Here is a 19,570-nt window from a genome sequence, read left to right as displayed (position 1 = left end):
CTGCGCGACGCGTCTTCCTTGCCGATCGTGCGAGAAAGCTGAAATGATGGCGCCATGGTCCGTACCAAGTCGCTCGTCTCGCGTTATCTCCTCGTCTCGCTGCTGGCGGCGGTCGTGCCGCTCGCCGTGGTCGGCCATCTCTACGACACCTATGCCCGCGACATGCTGGAGGCGCTGACCGGCCAACGGCTCTCCGCCCAGCTCGCCGCGTCCGCGAGCCGCATCGGCGCCTTCTTCGATTCGCGCATCTACCAGCTCGACACGCTGTCGAACTATCCCTCGATCCAGGGCGAGAGCGCCGCCGACAACGAGATCGCCGCGATCCTCAGGATCGAGGCCGACGTGCCGGACCTCTACGGCATCTGGTTCTTCGACCGGGTCGGCGGGCTCGACCGCGTCATCGCAGGGCAAGCGGCCTCCGGCGCGCCCTACTGGAAGGGAGCGGCGCCCGATCTCGTCGATCTGCCGCGCGCCCGCACCGGGGCGACGGAGATCGTCGGGCCCGTTCCGCCGACCAACGGCGCGCCGGGCTGGTTTCTGATGCGCCAGACGCTGCGCGATCCCGCGACCGGGGCCGAGAGCGGCAAGATCGCGCTCCACGTCCGTCTCGCATCGGTGACCGAGCTGATGGGGGCGTCGGAACTCGGCAATCTCGTCCAGCCGGTGCTGCTCGCCCCCGGCGGCATGCTGTTCGACACGGTCGGGCGCCCTGCCCGGCCGGTCGGCGATCTGATGTCGGGGCCGGAGATCGCGCCGGGCTGGCGGGTGGCGCTGGCGATCCAGCCCGAGGCGCTGCTCGGGCCGTTCAATCAGGCGCGCCGCTGGCTCTACATGTTGGTGGTGGGCTCGGCGGCGGCGCTGATCGTGCTGTTCCTGCGCCTCTCCAAACGTCTGCGCCAACGGCTGCGGCACCTCGTCGTCGGCGCCGACGCGGTCTCGGCCGGCCGGCTCGACTATCGCCTGCCGGAGCGCGGCGACGACGAGATCAACGTCGTGTCGCGCGCCTTCAACGCCATGTCGGAGAAGCTCGAACAGTCGATCGAGCGGATCGTCAGCGTCGAGAAGATGGCGGTGCTCGGCCAGTTCGCCACCGGTGTCGCCCACGAGGTGCGCAACCCGATGGCGGCGATCAAGACCTCGGTCCAGGCGCTCGCCCGCAACGAGAAGGTGCCCGAGCGCAAGGAGATCCTGACCGGCGTCTCGGCCGAGATCGACCGGCTCGCCCGCGTCATGGAGGACCTGCTCGAATACGGCCGGCCGCGCTCGCCGGAGACGACGCGCATCCCCGTCCGCGAGCTCTTCCGTCGGGTCGAGGCGCTGGTGACGCCGGAGATCGAGCGGCGCGATCTGCATTTCGCCGTGCTCGGCGAGGGCGATCTCGTGCTGCTCGCCGACCGCGACCACATGATGCAGATCCTGCTCAACCTGATCGTCAACGCCATGCAGGCCTGCGCGGCCGGCGGTGCGGTGACGCTCAAGGCGCAAGCCGCGGAGGGCGGCGTCCTCGTCGCGGTCTCCGACACCGGCGACGGCATCGCCGACGGCGATCTGCCGCACGTGATGGAACCCTTCTTCACCACCCGTTCCTTCGGCACCGGCCTCGGTCTGTCGATCTGCCGACAACTCGTCGCGGTCAACGAAGGAACGATCGACATCGCGAGCCGGCCGGGCGAAGGAACGGTGGTGACCCTCCTCCTGCCCCGCGCCGCCGACGGAGACTGACGTGTCCGACATTTCCGTCCTGATCGTCGACGACGAACAGCAACTGGTCCGCTCGCTCCTCTTCGCGCTGCGCGAGGAAGGGATCGCGGCGCGTGGCGCCCTGACGGCGGCCGAGGGCCTCGTCGAGATCGCTCGCGCCATGCCGGATCTGGTGTTGCTCGACCAGCGCCTGCCCGACATGACCGGCACGGAAGTGGTCGAGAAGCTCAGGCGCGAGCAGATCCAGGTGCCGGTGGTGATGATCTCCGCCCACGGCGACACCCGCGCCGCGGTGCAGGCGGTGAAGGCCGGGGCGTCGGACTATCTCACCAAGCCCTTCGAGCTCGAGGACCTGATCCACACGATCCGCTCCACCCTCGAGCGGGAGAAGCTCGCGGCGGAGGTGAGCTGGCACCGCGAGGCGATCCTCGGCGACGACGGCATGGTCGGCGACAGCGCGGTGATGCGCGATCTTTCCGAAACGATCCGCCGGGTCGCGGCGTCCGCCACGACGCGTGTGCTGCTGCTCGGCGAATCGGGTACCGGCAAGGGCCTCGTCGCCCGTTCGATCCACAATCGCTCGGCCCGCGCCAAGGGGCCCTTCGTCGAGGTCAACTGCGCCTCGTTGCCCGAGCAGCTGATCGAGGCGGAGCTCTTCGGCACCGAGAAGGGCGCCTTCACCGGCGCCCATCAGCGCCGCCTCGGTCTGGTGGCGCTCGCCGACGGCGGCACGCTGTTCCTCGACGAGATCGGCGAGATGCCGCTGGCGCTGCAGGCGAAGCTCCTGCATTTCCTCGAGAACGGCAGCTATCGGCCGATCGGTTCCGGTCAGGCGCGGATCGCCGAGGTGCGGGTGATCGCCGCCACCAACCGCGATCTCGCGGCCGAGGTGAAGGCCGGCCGCTTCCGCGAGGATCTCTACTACCGCCTCGCCGTCATCCAGCTGAAGTTGCCGGCGCTCAGGGAACGCGGCGGCGACATCGTCGCGCTGGCACGGCACTTCGCGGTGAAGCTCGCGGCCGAGAGCGGCGTCGCGCCGATCACCCTCGACGAGGCGGCGGTGCGGCTCTTCGAGCGCCACGGCTGGCCGGGCAACGTGCGCCAGTTGAAGAACCTCGTCGAGCGGCTGACGATCCTCCACCCCGGCCGCATCATCTCGCCGGCCGAACTGCCGCCGGAGATGACCGACGGGGCCGCCCGCGCGGACGCCGCCGCGCTCGACGATCGGCTCGACGCCTCCGAGCGGCACCTCCTCACCGACGCGCTGGCGCGGGCCGGCGGGCAGAAGGGCCGCGCCGCCGAACTCCTCGGCATCTCGCGTCATTCGCTGAAGCGCCGGCTGCAACGGCTCGGGCTCTCGAGCGAAAACCGCTCGTCCTGACGCGCGCCTCGAGCGGAAACCGCTCGAGCGCTCGGCCCCTCTCCTCTCGGCACCCGCACGCCGCCTCGTGGCCTCGACTGGCACGACGATTGCGAACCGATTTGTCGAGCGCCCTCGACGGCGTTCGGTTACGGAAGCGACGGATCAACCATCGCTCCGGGGGGAAGAAACATGCGTCCAGGCAGGGGGCCGCGACCGAACGCGTTCGGTCGTCTCGTCCGTATCGTCGTCGTCTCGTTCGCGGTGCTGCTGGCACCGGCGACGGCCGCTGCGCGGATGGAATTCGGCGTGCCGGCGGCCGAGGCCGACGTGGTGGTCGGCTGCATGTATCCGATGTCCGGGCGCTCTTCGATCTACGGCCGCGACAGCGTCGCCGGCATCCGTCTGGCGCTCGCCGATCTCGCCCGCGGCGCGATCGGGGCGCCGCCGCCGAAGATCCACGTGATCGTCGAGGACGACCGCTCCAAGGCCTCCTTCGCGGTGCGCATGGCGGAGGACTTTCTGCGTCGCGACAAGGCGAAGTTCTTCTGCGGCATGGTCTCCTCGGGCGTCGCCCAGGCGGTGCGCGAGGTGGCGAGCGCCCATTCGGTGGTGATGATCGGCACCGACCACGCCTCCTCGCGCTTCACGCTCGACGCCTTCGACCGCCACTATTTCCGCGTCACCAACGACAGCTGGGCGTCGAACGCCGCCGGTGCCCGCCATCTCGCGGCGCTGAAGAAGGAGACGGGCTGGAAGCGCATCGCCTTCATCGGCCCGGACTACGACTACGGCCACGTGTCGTGGAGCGACCTCAAGGAGAACTTCGCCCAGCTCGGCGTCGAGACCGAGGTGGTGGCGGAGCTCTGGCCGCGGCTCTACGAGCCCGACTATTCCGCCTACATCGAGGCTCTGATCGCGGCGAAGCCCGACGTCGTCGTGACCGCACTGTGGGGCGGCGACTTCATCGCCTTCCTGCGCCAGGCGGCCTCGACCTCGTTCTTCGACAAGATCCGGCTCGCCAATTTCGACACCGGCGGCAATTTCGACGTGATGGTGGCGCTCGGCGCCCATCCGCCGCCCGGCCTGATCCTGTCGGCGCGCCACCACAACAACTGGCCGGAGACGGAGGCGAACCGCCGGTTCGTTTCGGACTTCCACGCCATGGAGGGTCGCTACCCGACCTATGCCGCGGCGGGCGCCTATGCCGGCATCATGGCGATCGCCTCCGCCGTCGCCGCCGCCGGGCCGAACGGCAGCGCCGACGACCACATCCGTGCCCTCGAGGGTCTCCGGCTGCACACGCCGAAGGATCCGGAGGGCTTCACCTCCTACATCGACGCGAACACCCACCAGATCGTCCATCCGTTGGCGGTCGGTCGGGTCGTGCCGAACCGCGCATTCCCGCCGGCCGAGGTCATGCTCGGCGACTGGCGGGTCTATGCCGCCGAGGATCTCGTGCCCCCGCCCGACGTGGTGATGCGGCGACGGGGCTCCCAGGCCGGCCTCGAAATCGGAAATGCCCATAAAAACAGGGAGTGAAGACGCATGAAACTCGTGAAGCCACTGGTCGGCCGCCTGCTCGCCGGCGCGGTCCTCGGTCTCGTCGCCCTCGGTGCGACCGGCGTGTCGGCTGCCGAGAACGGCAAGTTCCGTCTCGGCATCGTGACCTTCCTCTCGGGCGGCGCCGCCGGTCCGTTCGGCGTGCCCTCGGCGCACGCCGCCGAGACCGTGATCGAGGCGCTCAACAAGGGCGGCCTGCCGGCTCCCTACGACAAGAAGGGCATCAACGGCCTCGAGATCGAAGCCGTGATCATCGACGAGAACGGCGGCGCGACCAAACAGGTCGAGGAGTTCCGCAATCTGGTCGAGCGCCAGAAGGTCGACGCGGTGATCGGCTACATCTCGTCGGGCGACTGCCTCGCGGTGTCGCCGGTGGCCGAGGAGCTGAAGATCCCGACCGTGCTCTACGACTGCGGCGCCTCGCGCCTCTTCGTCGAGAACAAGTCGCCGAAATTCGTCTTCCGCACCGGCCTCGACGCCGTCGTCGACAACGTCGGCGCCGTGCGTTACCTCGCCGACACCCGTCCGAAGGCGACCGCGATCGCCGGCATCCAGCAGAACTACGCCTGGGGTCAGGACAGCTGGGCCGACTTCACCGAAACGCTGAAGAAGGTGAAGCCCGACGCCAAGATCGTCGCCGAGCAGTTCCCGAAGATCTTCCAGGGCCAGTACGGCGCCGAGATCTCGGCCCTGTCGGTCGCCAAGCCCGACGTCATCCATTCGAGCTTCTGGGGCGGCGACATGGAGGCCTTCGTGCTCCAGGGCAACGCCCGCGGCCTGTTCGAGAAGTCGGCCCTGGTGCTGACCTGCGGCGAATCCGGCATCGACCACTACAAGGGTCAGGCGCCGAACGGCATGATCATCGGCGGCCGCGGTCCCTTCGGTGCCTTCGCGCCGAAGAACGCGCTCTCCGACTGGCTGCGTCAGGCCTATGTCGCCAAGTGGAACGAGCAGCCGATCTACCCGTCCTTCAAGATGGCCCAGGCGATCCTCGGCCTGAAGGCGGCGACCGAGAAGGCGGCCGGCGGCGCAGCCGGCAAGATCCCGACCGCCGACGCGATCACCGCGGCCTTCACCGGCCTCACCTTCGAGTCGGTCTCCGGCACCGTGAAGATGGCGCGCGCCGGCGGCCATCAGGCGATGCAGGGCATCGCCTACGGCGAGTACCACTTCGAGAACGGCAAGCCGATCCTGAAGAACGTGAAGTCCTACAAGGACACCTGCGTCACCCCGCCGGACGGCACCTCGGGTCAGGACTGGATCAAGGCCGGCATGCCCGGCGCCCAGTGCGACTGATCGCATCGCGCGAGACGTCCCGGCGGAGCCTCCGCCGGGACCCATCTGCTTGAGGAAACCCGGCGGCCCCGCCGCCGGGAAGCCCCACGGAGACACCGATGACCACCCTTCTCGCCATCCTGATGGACGGCGCCATCTATGCGTCGTGGCTCTTTCTGGTCGCGGCCGGACTGACCGTGATCTACGGCGTCATGCGCATCCTCAACATGGCGCACGGCAGCTTCTACGCCATCGGCGCCTATTCGGCCGCCTCGCTGGTCGGCTGGTGGTTCAACTCGGTCGGCGGCAATCCGTGGGTCGGCTACCTGCTGCTCGTCGCCGCGGCGCTGGTCGCCGGTCTGGTGGTCGGGCTCATCGTCGAATACGGCCTGCTCGGGCGGATGGTCGGGCGCGACGAGATCCTGATGGTGATCGTCACCTATGCGCTGCTCCTCATCCTCGAGGACGCGACCAAGCTGCTGTGGGGCGTCGATCCCTATTTCACCTACCAGCCCTATTCGTTCCTCGGCCGGACCTCGATCGGGGCGCTCGCCTTCGCCAACTACGATCTGGCGCTGGTCGCGGTGTCGGTGCTGGTCGGCGGCCTCCTCTGGCTGGTGCTCAACCGCACCCATCGCGGCAAGCTCCTCCAGGCGATCATCCACGATCGCGAGGTGGCGCAGGCCATGGGCGTCGACGTCAAGACGATGTTCGCCGTCACCTTCGCCGTCGGCACGATGCTCGGCACGCTCGCCGGCGCACTGACCGCCCCGGCGATCTCGGTGTCGCCGGGCATCGGCGTCGAGGTGATCGTGCTCGCCTTCGCCGTCGTCGTGGTCGGCGGCATGGGCTCGATCGGCGGTGCCGCCGCCGGTGCCGTGCTGGTCGGCCTGACCCGCGCCGCCGCGGTCCATCTCGCGCCGGAACTCGAACTCTTCGTCATCTACGGCGTCATGTCGGTGGTTCTCGCGGTGCGTCCGCAGGGCCTCTTCGGCCGCACGCTTGCCAGAAAGATCTGACGATGCGCCTCGATCGAACCGAACTCCTGCTTCTCGGCGCCGGTGTGGTGCTGGCGCTCGGCGCCTTCGTGCTGCCGAGCTGGCTCACCTTCCTGCTCACCATCGCCTTCGCCAAGGGTCTCGTCATCCAGGGCGTCGTCGTCCAGATGCGCGCCGGCCTCGTCTCCTTCGGCCAGGGCCTCTACTACTGCATCGGCGGCTACGTCGTCGGCATGGGCGGGCACTTCGCCAAGGTCTCCGACGCGGCACTCCTGCTCGCGGCGGCAGTCGCCGCGGCGATCGTCGTGGCGATGATCCTCGGGCTGCTGCTGACCCGCTATCGCGAGATCTTCTTCGCGATGCTGTCGCTCGCCTTCTCGATGATCCTCTTCGGCGTGCTGGCCAAGAGCCAGTCGCTGGGCTCGACCGACGGCTTCAACGTCCGCGCGCCGACGCTTCTGGGTTGGGCGCCGGCGGCCCATGCCAAGCTCTTCGTCTATGTCGCGACCTGCCTCGTCGCGGCGGTCGTCGCGGTGTTCCTGCATCGCTTCGCCCGCTCCGGCCTCGGCACGGTCTGCGAGGCGATCCGCGAGAACGAAGTGCGCGTCGAATATCTCGGCGTGTCGCCGCGCTGGACGCTCTACGCGACCTATGTGTTGGCGGCCGCCACCTCGGCGCTCGGCGGCGGTCTGACGGCGTTCGCCACCGGTCACGTCGATCCGGAGATGGCCTATTGGACGACCTCGGGCGAGTTCGTCTTCATCGCGCTCCTCGGCGGCACCGGCCACGTCGCGGCACCGTTCCTCGCCGCGACGCTCTTCTCCTTCGTGCGCACCTACGCGATCGAGTTCGTGCCCGACTCCTGGCAGATGATCCTCGGCTTCGTGCTGCTCGGCATCATCGTCTTCCTGCCGAAGGGCCTGTGGAGCCTCTTCACCCGCTTCTCCAACAAGGGAGCGCGCCCCGCATGAGCGAGATCCCCATTCTCCAGACCCGGGCGCTCCACCGCAACTTCGGCGCGGTGACGGCGGCCAAGAACGTCGAGGTGTCGATCCGCCGCGGCGAGGTCGTCGGCGTGATCGGCTCCAACGGCGCCGGCAAGACCACCTTCATCAACATGGTGACGGGCTATCTCGCCCCCTCCTCCGGCGAGATCGACTTCGACGGCCGCTCGATCCTCGGCAAGGCGCCGCGCCAGATCACCCGCATGGGCATGGCGCGGTCGTTCCAGGTGGCGCAGCTCTTCCCCGAGCTGACGGTGCTCGACAACATGCTGATCGCGCTGTCGGCCGCCGAGAGCCCCCGCCCGTCGTTCCTGAAGCCGCTCCGGACGCCCGCCCGCATCGCCCGGGCCGAGGCGGCGCTGGCCGAATTCGGCGTGCTGGAGATGCGCGACCGCACGGTCACGGCGGTGCCGCAGGGCACCCGCAAGCTCGTCGACATCGCCATGGCGCTGATCGGCGAGCCGAAGATGCTGCTGCTCGACGAGCCGACCTCCGGTGTCGCCGTCGAGGAGAAGTTCCCGCTGATGGACGCGGTGATGGCGGCGGTGAAGAAGCACGGCGTCACCGTGCTCTTCGTCGAGCACGACATGGAGATCGTCGCCCGCTACGTCGACCGGATCCTGGCTTTCTACGCCGGCGAAGTGATCGCCGACGGGGCGCCGGATGCCGTCCTCGACGACCCCCGCGTCCGCGAACTGGTGGTCGGCCACGGTCCGAAGAGGAAGGCGTCATGAGTCTCTCGATCCGCTCCCTCGACGTCTCGATCGAGAAGATCCCGATCCTGCGTGGCGTCGATCTCGACGTGCCGGACGGCACGATGATCGGCCTGATCGGCCGCAACGGCGCCGGCAAGACGACGCTGATCCGCTCGATCATGGGCCTCCTGCCGGCGCGCGCCGGGTCGATGACGCTCGACGACGTCGATCTCGCCGCCGAGCCCGCCCACCGCCGCGCCCCGCTCGGCGTCTCCTACATGCCGGAGGACCGGCGGCTGATCCCGTCGCTCACCGTCGAGGAGAACATCCGGATGCCGGCCTGGGCCAATTCGATCCCGGACGTCGAAGAGCGTCTGGAATGGATCTGGGAGATCATGCCGGAGGTCGCGACCTTCCGCGATCGCCGGGCGCTCCAGCTCTCCGGCGGCCAGCAGAAGCTCGTGTCACTCGCCCGCGCCCTGGTGCCGGGGCGGCGGCTTCTGCTCCTCGACGAGCCCTTCGAGGGCGTCGCGCCGGTCCTGTCGCGGCGTCTGACGGAAGTCATCGCCAAGCTGCGCTCGCTCGGACTTTCGGTCATTCTGTCGGAGAGCGACGACACGCATTCGGCCGATCTGGTCGATCGCGCCTATCGCATCGAACGCGGCGTGGTCAGCGCCGGCTGAAGCCTCGGGAGGAACCCATGATCGACTTCACCTTCGAGACGACGCCGCGCCTCGTCTGCGAGAACGGCGCGGCCGCCCGCCTCGCCGACTTCTGCGGCGAACTCGGCATCGGCCATGCCTTCGTCGTCACCGACAGGGGCCTCGTCGCCGCCGGTCTCCTCGCCCCCGTGGTCGCCGCCTTCGAGGCGGCGGGGCGGAAGATCACGCTCTTCACCGACGTCCTCGCCGACCCGCCGGAAGCCTCGGTCGAGGCGGCGGTCGCGGCGGCGCGGGCGGCGGGCATCGACGGTGTCGTCGGGCTCGGCGGCGGTTCGTCGATGGACACGGCGAAGCTCGTGGCGCTGCTCGTCGGCACCGACCAGAGGCTCCCCGACATCTACGGCATCGGCCTCGCCAAGGGCCCTCGCCTGCCGCTCGTCCAGGTGCCGACGACCGCCGGCACCGGCTCGGAAGTGACGCCGATCGCCATCGTGACGACGCCGACGCACGAGAAGAAGGGCGTCGTCTCGTCGCTGCTCTATCCCGATCTCGCCATCCTCGACGGGCTCATGACGCTCGGTCTGCCGCCGCGCATCACCGCGATGACGGCGATCGACGCGATGGTCCATGCGATCGAGGCCTATACGACCAAGCACAAGAAGAACCCGATCTCCGACGGGCTGGCGCTGAAGGCGATGCAGCTCCTGTGGGGCAATCTGCGCACCGTCATCGCCGACGGGCAGAACGCCGAGGCGCGCGCGGCGCTGCTGCAGGGTGCGGCGCTCGCCGGCATGGCCTTCGCCAATGCCCCCGTCGCCGCGGTCCATGCGCTCGCCTATCCGATCGGCGGGCATTTCCACGTGCCGCACGGGCTGTCGAACGCCCTCGTGCTGGTGCCGGTCATGGAGTTCAACATGGGCGCCGCCGGTCCTCTCTACGGCGAGATCGCCGCGGCGATCCTGCCGGGGAAATCGCGCGGCGAGGATCTGCTCGAAGCCATGCGCGGCCTCGTCGCCGACATGCCGATGGAGCAGCGGCTCAGCCAAGTCGGCATCGAGGAGAGCGATCTCGACCTCCTCGCCGACGACGCGATGAAGGTGACGCGGCTTCTGGTCAACAATCCCCGCGAGGTCACGCGTGCCGACGCCCGCGCGATCTACGCCTCGGTTCTGTGAGGTCCCGATGGAGCGCAAGAGCGAGACCCGCGCGGCCTATCCGCATTTCCTCATCGTGCCCACCCGCTGGATGGACAACGACGTCTACGGCCACGTCAACAACGTCGTCTATTACAGCTGGTTCGACACGGTGGTGAACCGCTTCCTGATCGATCGCGGCGTGCTCGACATCCAGGCCTCGCCGGTGATCGGGCTGGTGGTCAACACCCAGTGCAACTACTTCGCCTCGGTCGCGTTCCCGCAAGCCGTCGAAGGCGGATTGCGCGTCGCCCGGCTCGGCAAGTCGTCGGTCCACTACCAGATCGGCCTCTTCGTCGAGGGGCTCGAGACGCCCGCGGCGGTCGGCGACTTCACCCACGTCTATGTCGATCGCGCGAGCGGTCGTCCGGTGCCTCTGCCCGACGACCTGCGCGCCGCGCTCGAGACCATCCACCGCCCCACCGCGTGAGGGCGAACGACAAGAACGACGGCGAAGAGCCGACAGGGAGAGAATGAGCCATGGGCTTCGTGTTCCAGAGCGTCCCCAAGATAGTCTGCGAGGTCGGCGGTCTTTCGAAGATCGGCGCGGCGATGGCCGAGCTCGGCGCGAAACGCGTCGTGGTCGTCTGCGATCGCGGCATCCGCGCCTGCGGCTTCGCCGATCGCGCCGTCGCCTCGCTGGAAGCGGCCGGGCTCGCGGCGCATGTCCACGACGGCGTCGTCGCCGATCCGCCGGTCGCCTCGGTGCGTGCGGCGGCGGCCGCGGCCAAGGCCTTCGGTGCCGACGGCGTGGTCGGGCTCGGCGGCGGTTCGTCGCTCGACACGGCCAAGTTGGTGGCGTTGATGCTGAACTCCGATCAGCCGCTCGAGGAGATGTTCGGCACCGATCTCGCCCGCGGCACCCGTGCGCCCCTGATCCAGGTGCCGACGACCGCCGGCACCGGCTCGGAAGTGACCTGGACCTCGGTCGTCACCTCCGACGCCGGCGAGAAGAAGGCGATCTATGCCCGCCAGCTCCTGCCCGACGTCGCCCTTCTCGATGCCGAACTGACCGTCGGCATGCCGGCCCACGTGACGGCGGCGACGGCGCTCGACGCCATGGTCCATGCGATCGAGGGCTACACCAGCCGCACCCGCAAGAACGTCATCGCCGACGGCATCGCGGTCCGGGCGCTGGCGCTGCTCTCGGCCAATCTGCCGAAGGTCCTGGCGAACGGCGCCGACATCGAGGCGCGCGCGGCGATGCTGGTCGGATCGCTGCTGGGCGGTCAGGCCTTCGTCAACGCCTCGGTCGCGGCGGTCCATGCGCTCGCCTATCCGCTCGGCGCCCGCTTCCACGTGCCGCACGGCCATGCCAACGCTCTCGTGATGGGCGCGGTCTTCCGCTTCAACCTGCCGGAGGCAACCCGCGAATACGCCGAGCTCGCCGCCGTGCTGCTGCCGGGGAGAAGCTTTGCGAACGACGCTGCTGCGGCCGAGGCCTTCGTCGCCGAGATGGAGACGCTCTGCGCCCGCTACGGCCTCGAGACGCGGATGTCGGCCCTCGGCGTGAAGGCTGAGGACATCGACTCGATGGCGGAAGAAGTGGCCGTCGGCATCCGCCGGCTGATCGTCGCCAATCCGCGCGACATGTCGAAGGACGACGTCGCCGCGATCTATCGCGCGCTGCTCTGAGCGATGCCCGGAAGGCCGCCGTCGTGGTCTTCCGGGGTTGTCGTCGGGAGGGGTGGGGCCTAGTCTGACGGTGCGAGCGGTCGCGAGTGCGGCCTGCTCGATGGAGCCTGGATGTCAGAGCTTGTGTGATACGGCTCTCCGGTCGCGGAGAGCCTCGTGAAGTCCGGACCGCCGAGCGCGTCAGCGCCCGGCGCGTTTTCTCACGTTCATCACACGAGACATCCATCATGCATTCGAACAAGCAACGCACCACGTCGCACGCGCGCATCCGCGCCGGCGGCCGCTTCGTCACGCACCGCACCACGACCGCCTTCCCGGCACGCCACGGCGAACGGAGGGCTTCGTCATGCTGATCCGCGACGAGATCCCCACCGATGCCCCGGCGATCGGCCGGGTGGTGACCGAGGCGATGCGCCTCCTGCCGCAGGCGACCGGCACCGAGGCCGCCATCGTCGAACGGCTGCGGGCGGCCGGCGCCATGACGCTGTCGCTCGTCGCCGAGGAGGACGGCGCCGTCATCGGCCATCTCGCCGCTTCGGATGCGCGGGTCGGCGACGAAGACGGCTGGGGCCTGATCGGCCCGCTCGCCGTCACGCCGCCGCGCCGTCTCCAGGGCGTCGGCTCGGCGCTGATGGCGGAGGCGCTACGACGCCTGCGGAAGACCTGCCGCGGCGCGGTGCTGGTCGGTGACCCCGGCTACTACAGGCGCTTCGGCTTCCGGCCCTTCCCGCGGCTGACGGTCGAGGGCTGTCCGCCCGAGGTCGTCCTCGCCCTGCCCTTCGGCGACGGCGAGCCGGAGGGCGAGATGATCCATCATCCCGCCTTCGGCCTCGATCAGGAGGCGTGAAACGACATCGGGCCGCACCCTCGAGGGGTGCGGCCCGAACCGCTCCGTGCGCCGATCCGGTCCGTCTCAGTGGTCGTGGCGGTGATGGATGTCGGGATAGTGGACGTGGGCATGGACCAGCGCCGCGTGCCGATGCGGATGGCCGTGCGGTTCGCTCGTCGCGCCTTCGTGCGTGTGGTCGTGGTGCTCGTCGTGCGAATGGAGGTGATCGTGCTCGACGGCCTCGTGGGCATGGGCGTGTTCGTGCCGCTCGGTCAGATGCAGCCACAGGCCGATCGCCATCAGGATCGCCGCGAGGGCCAGGCGAAGCGTGACGGCCTCGCCGAGAACGACGATCGCGAGGAAGGCGCCGATGAAGGGCGCGAGCGAGAAATAGGCGCCGGTGCGCGCCGAACCGAGATGGCGCAGCGCCCGGATGAACAGAACGAGGCTGATGCCGACGGCGAAGAACCCGAGCAGGGCGGCGAGAGCGGCCTGTGTCGGCGGCGGCGGCGGGCTGCCGGTGGCGAGCGCCAGAGCGACGTTCGTCGATCCGGCGACGACGCCTTTCCAGATGGTGATGCGCACCGGGTTCGCGGCCGAGACGCGGCGCGTCAGGTTGTTGTCGATGCCCCAGGCGAGGCAGGCGCCGGCAACGAGGAGGCCGCCGACGTCGAGCGCGACGCCGTCTCCCCTCCAGGCGAGGACGACGGCGCCCGCGAGGATGGCGAGGGCACCGACCAGCAGGCGTCGGTCGACGTTTTCCCGAAAGACGATCCAGGCGATCGCCATGGTCGCCAGTCCCTCGAGATTGAGCAGGAGCGCGCCGCTCGAGGCCGTGGTGCGGGCGAGCCCCGCCATCAGCAGGACCGGGGCGACGATGCCGCCCGTGGCGATCGCCGCGGCCAGCCACGGCAGATCGGCCCGTGAGATCGGCGCCTCCTCGCTCCGTCCGCGTCCACCGAAGCGTGCCACGCCCTCGACGATCGTGAGCCCGAGCCCGGCGCCGAGATAGAGGAGCCCGGCGAGCAGGACGGACGAGAGATCGGTCAGCAGCAGTTTCGACAGCGGCGGCGTCGCGCCGAAGAGCACCGCCGAAGCGAGTGCCATCGGCACGCCGGGCCACAGATGGTCGAAACGGTCTGCGCTCATCGCCACGTCGTCCGATCTCCGGAAGCCTCGATCGGCGGTGGCCGTCGCCTCACTCGACGGTGACGGACTTCGCCAGATTGCGCGGCTGGTCGACGTCGGTGCCCATGAAGACCGCCGTATGATAGGCGAGCATCTGGACCGGCAGCGCATAGACCAGCGGCGCGATGATCTCCGGCACGTCGGGCAGCACGATCGTCTCGAGCGTGGCGACGTCGGTCTCCGAGGCACCCTTCTCGTCGGTGATCAGCACGATGCGGCCGCCGCGGGCGGCGACTTCCTGCATGTTCGACACGGTCTTCTCGAAGAGCTTGTCGTGCGGCGCGATGACGACGACCGGCATCGCCTCGTCGATCAGCGCGATCGGCCCGTGCTTCAGCTCGCCGGCGGCATAGCCCTCGGCGTGGATGTAGGAGATCTCCTTGAGCTTCAGCGCACCCTCGAGGGCGATCGGATAGTTCGAACCGCGGCCGAGGTAGAGCACGTCGGTGGCGCGCGAGATCTCGCGGGCGAGCTTCTCGATCTTCGGCTCGACGCGCAGCGCGCGCATGATCGCGCCGGGGAGATCGCCGAGCGCGCGGGCGAGCGCCACTTCGTCGTCGCGGGTGAGCGTGCCGCGGGCGCGGCCGGCGGCGACGGCGAGTGCGGCCATCACCGACAGCTGGCAGGTGAAGGCCTTGGTCGAGGCGACGCCGATCTCGGGGCCGGCGAGCGTCGGGAAGATCACCTCCGCCTCGCGGGCGATGGTCGAGGTCGAGACGTTGACGACCGCGGCGGTGTGCTGGCCGTGCTGCTTGCAGTAGCGCAGCGAGGCGAGCGTGTCGGCGGTCTCGCCCGACTGCGACACGAACAGCGCCAGGCCGTTCTTCGGCAGCGGCGGTTCGCGGTAGCGGAACTCGGAGGCGACGTCGATCTCTACGGGTAAGCGGGCGTAGCGCTCGAACCAGTACTTGCCGACGAGACCGGCGTAATAGGCGGTGCCGCAGGCGACGATCGACAGTTTGTCGAGGCTCGTCCAGTCGAAGGGCAGCGCCGTCGGCAGGCGGATCTGCTGGGCCGAGAGATCGACGTAGTGCGCCAGAGTGTGGCCGACCACCTCGGGCTGCTCGTGGATCTCCTTGGCCATGAAGTGGCGGTAGTTGCCGCGATCGACCTGGAAGGAGGCGGCCGAGACGGTGGCGATCGTCCGCGTCACCACGGCGTCGGTCTCGTCGTGGATGGTGGCGCCGGCCCGCGTGATCACCACCCAGTCGCCCTCTTCGAGATAGGCGATGCGGTCGGTGAAGGGGGCGAGCGCGATGGCGTCGGAGCCGAGATACATCTCGCCCTCGCCGTAGCCGACCGCCAGCGGCGAGCCGCGCCGGGCGCCGATGACGAGATCGTCCTCGCCGGGGAAGATGAAGGCGAGCGCGAAGGCGCCGGTGAGGCGCTTCAGCGTCTTGGCGACCGCGTCGGCCGGCGTGTCGCCGGCGGCCAGGCGATGATCGACCATCTGGGCGACCACCTCGGTGTCGGTCTCGGAGGCGAAGACGTGGCCGGCGGCCTCGAGCTCGTCGCGCAACACGCGGAAGTTCTCGATGATGCCGTTGTGGACCACGGCGACGCGGGTCGTCGCATGCGGATGGGCATTGGCCTCGGTCGGGGCGCCGTGGGTCGCCCAACGGGTGTGGCCGATGCCGATCAGGCCGGAGAGCGGGGCTGCGGCGAGCTTGACCTCGAGGTTCTTCAGCTTGCCCTCGGCGCGGCGGCGCGCCAGCACCGAGCCGGCCTCGAGGGTCGCCACGCCGGCCGAGTCGTAGCCGCGGTATTCGAGACGCTTCAGGGCTTCGACGAGGTGGGGAGCGACGGGCTCGCGCCCGACGATACCGATGATGCCGCACATGTTGGTCACACCCTGCGTTGATCCGTCGACGCCGCTTCTATCCGATCGACGACGGCGGATCGAAATCACATTCGATGTCGGTTTGTGACGCGACACCGCGGAAACCATCGTCGCTACACGCGAAAGACGGCGGAAAGGCGGGCCGGATCAGCCCTTCTTCTGGGCCTTGAGGCGGGCCATGCGCTCGCGGAACTTTGCCGCCCAGCCTTCGATCACCCGCTGGGTGCCGCGGGCGACGGCGAGCGAATCCGCCGGCACGTCCTTGGTCACGACCGAGCCCGAACCGACATAGGCGCCGTCGCCGATCTTGACCGGGGCGACCAGCGACGAGTTGGAGCCGACGAAGGCGCCGGCGCCGATTTCCGTCAGATACTTGCCGAAGCCGTCGTAGTTGCAGGTGATTGTGCCGGCGCCGATGTTGGCCTTGGGGCCGATGGTGGCGTCGCCGATGTAGGTCAGGTGATTGACCTTGGCGCCGGCCGCGACCTTGCCGTTCTTGATCTCGACGAAGTTGCCGACGTGGACGCCCTCGCCGAGCTCGGCGCCGGGGCGCAGACGGGCGAAGGGGCCGACGGTCGCGCCTTCGCCGACGCTCGCCCCCTCGAGATGGGAGAAGGCGCGGATCCGCGCGCCCCGCGACACCGTGACGCCGGGGCCGAAGACGACGTTCGGTTCGATCGTCACGTCGGGTTCGATCACCGTGTCGGCGGCGAAGACGACGGTCTCCGGCGCGGTCAACGTGACGCCCGAGGCGAGCACCGCGGCACGGCGGCGCTTCTGGAACACCGCCTCGCAGACTGCGAGCTGAGTGCGGTCGTTGACGCCCTGGAACTCTTCCTCGTCGCCCTCGACCGCGACCGCCTTCAGCCCACGCGAACGGGCGATCTCGACGGCGTCGGTCAGATAGTATTCGCCCTTGGCGTTGGCATTGCCGATCGCCTCGAGCAGGGCGAGCGCCTGGGCGCCGGAGAGCCCCATGATACCGGAATTGCAGAAGTTCACGGCGCGTTCGGCCTCGCTCGCGTCCTTCTCCTCGCGAATGGCGACGAGATCGGCACCTTCGGTCAGCAGGCGGCCGTAGCCCTTGGGGTTCGCGGTGCGGAAGCCGAGGACGACGACGCTCGCACCGGCAGCGAGTTCCGCCCGGACGCGGCCGATGGTCTCGGCGGTCACCAGCGGCGTGTCGCCGTAGAGCACCACGACGTCGTCGGCACCGCGCGCCAAGGCGGCGCGGGCCTGGAGCACGGCATGGGCGGTGCCGAGCCGGTCGGTCTGGGTGAAGATCTCGCCGGCGCCGGCCTTCGAGGCGACCGCGGCGACCGCGTCGGCGCCGGGTCCGACCACGGCGGCGACGCGCGTGGCACCCGCCGCCGTCGCGGCGCCGATCGTGTGGGCGACCATCGGCCGCGCCGCCACCTCGTGCAGCACCTTCGGCAGGCTCGAGCGCATGCGCGTGCCTTCTCCGGCAGCGAGCACGACGGCGAGGAAGGTACGATCGGACATGGACGGTCTCCTGGAGGGCGCGGGTGGCGCTCGGTCGCCCCCGTGGAAACTACGCCGCGGCGACGGGGTCAAGCCCGAAGGCGTCGAGCGCCACGGGCCGCAGTCCGAGCGCGGCGCGTCGACGAACGGGAAATGCTAGACTGTTTCAGCGATTCGACAGCCTTTCTCGCGAGATTCGACCTTGGCCGCCCGCAAGTCCATCGGCACAGCCACCTTCTATGACGAGGACCCGGCCCGCAACGGCGGGTTCGGACTCGTGATCTGGGGCTTCGCCACGGTCGCGGCGGTGGTGCTCGGCTTCGCATCTTGGCAGTTCGCGCCGCCGCGGGCCGACGGCGAAGGCGTGCGCATGGCCGGCGGGCCGAATGCCGACGAGATCACCGGATCGATCGTGCCGGGCGACAAGCCGGCGCCGCTGCCCTCGCGAGTGATCGCGCCGGGCAAGGTCGGGCCCCTGGTGCTCGGCGCCGATCCCAACGAACCGGCGGTGACGATCCGCGACATCGAGGTGCTGCGCGCCGATCTGCGCGAGCTGCAGCGGCGGATCGCCCAGATGGGGCTCTCCGGCGACGGCATGTCGCGCCGCGTCGATCGGCTCGAGGAACGCATCACCGTCATCGCTTCGTCGGTGCCCTCCCAGCCCTCGCCCGGCGAGACCGTCGCGGCGCGCGACGAGTCCGGCGCCAGCCAGACGGCCGGCCAGTCCATCCGCACCGCCGAGGCGAGCGCGACCCCGCGTCTGCCGCAACCGCGGCCCGAGGCCGATCTGCCGACGGTGACCGGTTCGGTGCCGCCCAAGGCCGCGACCACCGGTTCCGCCGGCAAGCTCGATCGCGAGGCGACGCCTCCCGCGCCCGCGCCCCAGGCCGCGGTCGCCGTGGCTCCGGCGCCTGCGCCGGCCGCAGCCGCGCCCGCTCCGGCAGACGCGGCGAAGGCCCAGCCGATCGGCGGTGCCGCGGTGGCGGCGATCGATCTCGGCGGCTACCGTTCGCTCGCCTCGTTGAAGAAGTCGTGGTCCGACATGTCGGATCGCTACGCCGAGTTCGGCCACGGCATCGAGCCGCTGGCGCGACTGCGCGAGACCGACAGCGGCATGGAGGCGCGGCTCGTCGCCGGCCCCTATTCGAGCCAGCAGGAAGCGGCCAAGGCCTGCATCCGCATGAAGGCCTTCGGCGTCTCCTGTCAGGTGACGGGCTACACCGGCCAGCCGCTCGCGGCGATCCGCTGAGATCGGCCTCGGCCGAGCTTCGAGAGAATCAGGCCGTCGAAGCCCGCTTCAGCCGAGCTTCGAGAGAATCGGGAACGTCTCGATCAGCCAGAACGACACGCGCTCGATGCCGCCGGTGAGGAAGGCGATGCCGGTCAGCACCAGCAGGCCGCCGGTGACCTTCTCCACCACGCCCATCTGGGCGCGGAAGCGGCGCATCAGCTTCATGAAGGGCTGCGAGAAGGCGGCGGCGACGAGGAAGGGTACGCCGAGGCCGGCGGCATAGACCGCGAGCAGGAAGGCGCCCTGCCCCACCGTCTCGCGGCTCGCGGCGACGCCGAGCACGGTCGCCAGCACCGGGCCGATGCAGGGCGTCCAGCCGAAGCCGAAGGCGAGGCCGATGACATAGGCGCCGAGTGCGCCCGCCGGCTTGCGCGCGACCTGGACGCGGGCCTCGCGATAGAGCAGCGGGATGCGGAAGAGGCCGAGGAAATGCAGTCCCATGACGATGATGGCGACGCCGGCGGCGGGCGCCAGCACGTCGAGATGGGCGCGCACGATCGAGCCGAAGACGGAGGCCGTCGCCCCCATCGCCACGAAGACCGACGCGAAGCCGGCGACGAAGGCGAGCGAGGCCAGGAAGATCCGCCGCCGCGCCGCCTCCCAGCCCGCCCCGGTCATCTCGTCGAGGCTCGCCCCGGCGATGAAGGCGAGATAGGGCGGCACCAGCGGCAGCACGCAGGGCGAGGCGAAGGAGAGCACGCCGGCACCGAACGTGCCGAGAAGGGTGATGTCGGAAGTCATGGGCCTGCGGTGGCTTTGCGGGGATCGGTGGCGCGTTCCTAACCCGAAACGCGATGACGACGAAATCACGCTTGCGGCAGAGGCTCATTGACGAATGTCGACGAAGCGATCGC

Annotated in this window: 17 protein-coding genes; 13 read left to right on the top strand and 4 right to left on the bottom strand. The window is 69.7% G+C overall.

Going from position 1 to position 19,570, the window contains the following annotated elements:
• The first annotated feature begins 54 nt into the window (after positions 1-54).
• The 12 genes from ACT53U_RS00875 (at position 55) to ACT53U_RS00820 (ending at position 12,933) form a co-directional block, all read left to right on the top strand.
• On the top strand, positions 55-1,722 hold the full coding sequence (locus ACT53U_RS00875; protein WP_476151972.1) for a sensor histidine kinase: 1,668 nt from the start codon (positions 55-57) through the stop codon (positions 1,720-1,722).
• 1 nt (position 1,723) lies between these two features.
• Positions 1,724-3,082, top strand: a complete 1,359-nt coding sequence (locus ACT53U_RS00870) for a sigma-54-dependent transcriptional regulator (RefSeq protein ID WP_476151970.1) — start codon at positions 1,724-1,726, stop codon at positions 3,080-3,082.
• A 171-nt stretch (positions 3,083-3,253) separates the two neighbouring features.
• On the top strand, positions 3,254-4,603 hold the full coding sequence (locus tag ACT53U_RS00865; protein ID WP_476151969.1) for an ABC transporter substrate-binding protein: 1,350 nt from the start codon (positions 3,254-3,256) through the stop codon (positions 4,601-4,603).
• 6 nt (positions 4,604-4,609) lie between these two features.
• A complete protein-coding gene (locus ACT53U_RS00860) occupies positions 4,610-5,920 on the top strand; it encodes an ABC transporter substrate-binding protein (RefSeq protein WP_476151967.1) in 1,311 nt (436 codons plus the stop codon).
• Between the two features lie 98 nt (positions 5,921-6,018).
• Positions 6,019-6,918 carry a branched-chain amino acid ABC transporter permease gene (locus ACT53U_RS00855; protein WP_476151965.1) on the top strand — a complete coding sequence of 300 codons (900 nt, stop codon included), beginning with the start codon at positions 6,019-6,021 and terminating at the stop codon, positions 6,916-6,918.
• Positions 6,919-6,920: 2 nt separating this feature from the next.
• Positions 6,921-7,868: a branched-chain amino acid ABC transporter permease gene (locus ACT53U_RS00850; protein ID WP_476151963.1), complete on the top strand. Its 948-nt coding sequence runs from the start codon at positions 6,921-6,923 to the stop codon at positions 7,866-7,868.
• Positions 7,865-8,635: an ABC transporter ATP-binding protein gene (locus ACT53U_RS00845; RefSeq protein WP_476151962.1), complete on the top strand. Its 771-nt coding sequence runs from the start codon at positions 7,865-7,867 to the stop codon at positions 8,633-8,635. Before ACT53U_RS00850 ends, ACT53U_RS00845 begins: the two co-directional genes overlap by 4 nt.
• Positions 8,632-9,279 carry an ATP-binding cassette domain-containing protein gene (locus ACT53U_RS00840; protein WP_476151960.1) on the top strand — a complete coding sequence of 216 codons (648 nt, stop codon included), beginning with the start codon at positions 8,632-8,634 and terminating at the stop codon, positions 9,277-9,279. The genes ACT53U_RS00845 and ACT53U_RS00840 overlap by 4 nt, the downstream gene beginning before the upstream one ends.
• Before the next feature lie 17 nt (positions 9,280-9,296).
• On the top strand, positions 9,297-10,433 hold the full coding sequence (locus tag ACT53U_RS00835) for an iron-containing alcohol dehydrogenase (RefSeq protein WP_476151959.1): 1,137 nt from the start codon (positions 9,297-9,299) through the stop codon (positions 10,431-10,433).
• Between the two features lie 7 nt (positions 10,434-10,440).
• Positions 10,441-10,881: an acyl-CoA thioesterase gene (locus tag ACT53U_RS00830; RefSeq protein WP_476151958.1), complete on the top strand. Its 441-nt coding sequence runs from the start codon at positions 10,441-10,443 to the stop codon at positions 10,879-10,881.
• Between the two features lie 50 nt (positions 10,882-10,931).
• Complete coding sequence (locus tag ACT53U_RS00825; protein WP_476151957.1) at positions 10,932-12,086, top strand: iron-containing alcohol dehydrogenase; 1,155 nt, start codon at positions 10,932-10,934, stop codon at positions 12,084-12,086.
• 346 nt (positions 12,087-12,432) lie between these two features.
• A complete protein-coding gene (locus ACT53U_RS00820; RefSeq protein WP_476151956.1) occupies positions 12,433-12,933 on the top strand; it encodes a GNAT family N-acetyltransferase in 501 nt (166 codons plus the stop codon).
• 66 nt (positions 12,934-12,999) lie between these two features.
• Here the strand turns inward: ACT53U_RS00820 and ACT53U_RS00815 are convergent, their stop codons facing one another.
• The 3 genes from ACT53U_RS00815 to glmU form a co-directional block, all read right to left on the bottom strand.
• On the bottom strand, positions 13,000-14,064 hold the full coding sequence (locus tag ACT53U_RS00815; RefSeq protein ID WP_476151955.1) for a DMT family transporter: 1,065 nt from the start codon (positions 14,062-14,064) through the stop codon (positions 13,000-13,002).
• Between the two features lie 49 nt (positions 14,065-14,113).
• A complete protein-coding gene (glmS, locus tag ACT53U_RS00810) occupies positions 14,114-15,943 on the bottom strand; it encodes a glutamine--fructose-6-phosphate transaminase (isomerizing) (RefSeq protein ID WP_476153026.1) in 1,830 nt (609 codons plus the stop codon).
• Positions 15,944-16,090: 147 nt separating this feature from the next.
• The gene (gene glmU, locus ACT53U_RS00805; protein ID WP_476151953.1) at positions 16,091-17,446 is read right to left on the bottom strand and encodes a bifunctional UDP-N-acetylglucosamine diphosphorylase/glucosamine-1-phosphate N-acetyltransferase GlmU; all 1,356 of its coding nucleotides are present in this window, start codon (positions 17,444-17,446) and stop codon (positions 16,091-16,093) included.
• A 181-nt stretch (positions 17,447-17,627) separates the two neighbouring features.
• Here glmU and ACT53U_RS00800 point away from each other — a divergent pair, with 181 nt between their 5' ends.
• The gene (locus ACT53U_RS00800; protein WP_476151952.1) at positions 17,628-18,674 is read left to right on the top strand and encodes an SPOR domain-containing protein; all 1,047 of its coding nucleotides are present in this window, start codon (positions 17,628-17,630) and stop codon (positions 18,672-18,674) included.
• 48 nt (positions 18,675-18,722) lie between these two features.
• Here ACT53U_RS00800 and ACT53U_RS00795 read toward each other — a convergent pair whose 3' ends face one another.
• The gene (locus tag ACT53U_RS00795) at positions 18,723-19,457 is read right to left on the bottom strand and encodes a cytochrome c biogenesis CcdA family protein (RefSeq protein WP_476151951.1); all 735 of its coding nucleotides are present in this window, start codon (positions 19,455-19,457) and stop codon (positions 18,723-18,725) included.
• Positions 19,458-19,570 lie beyond the last annotated feature (113 nt).

It is taken from the genome of Pinisolibacter sp. DMC19, from assembly GCF_056313985.1.
The sequence above is the reverse complement of the archived record's forward strand: the minus strand, read 5'-3'. Positions and strand labels throughout refer to the sequence as shown.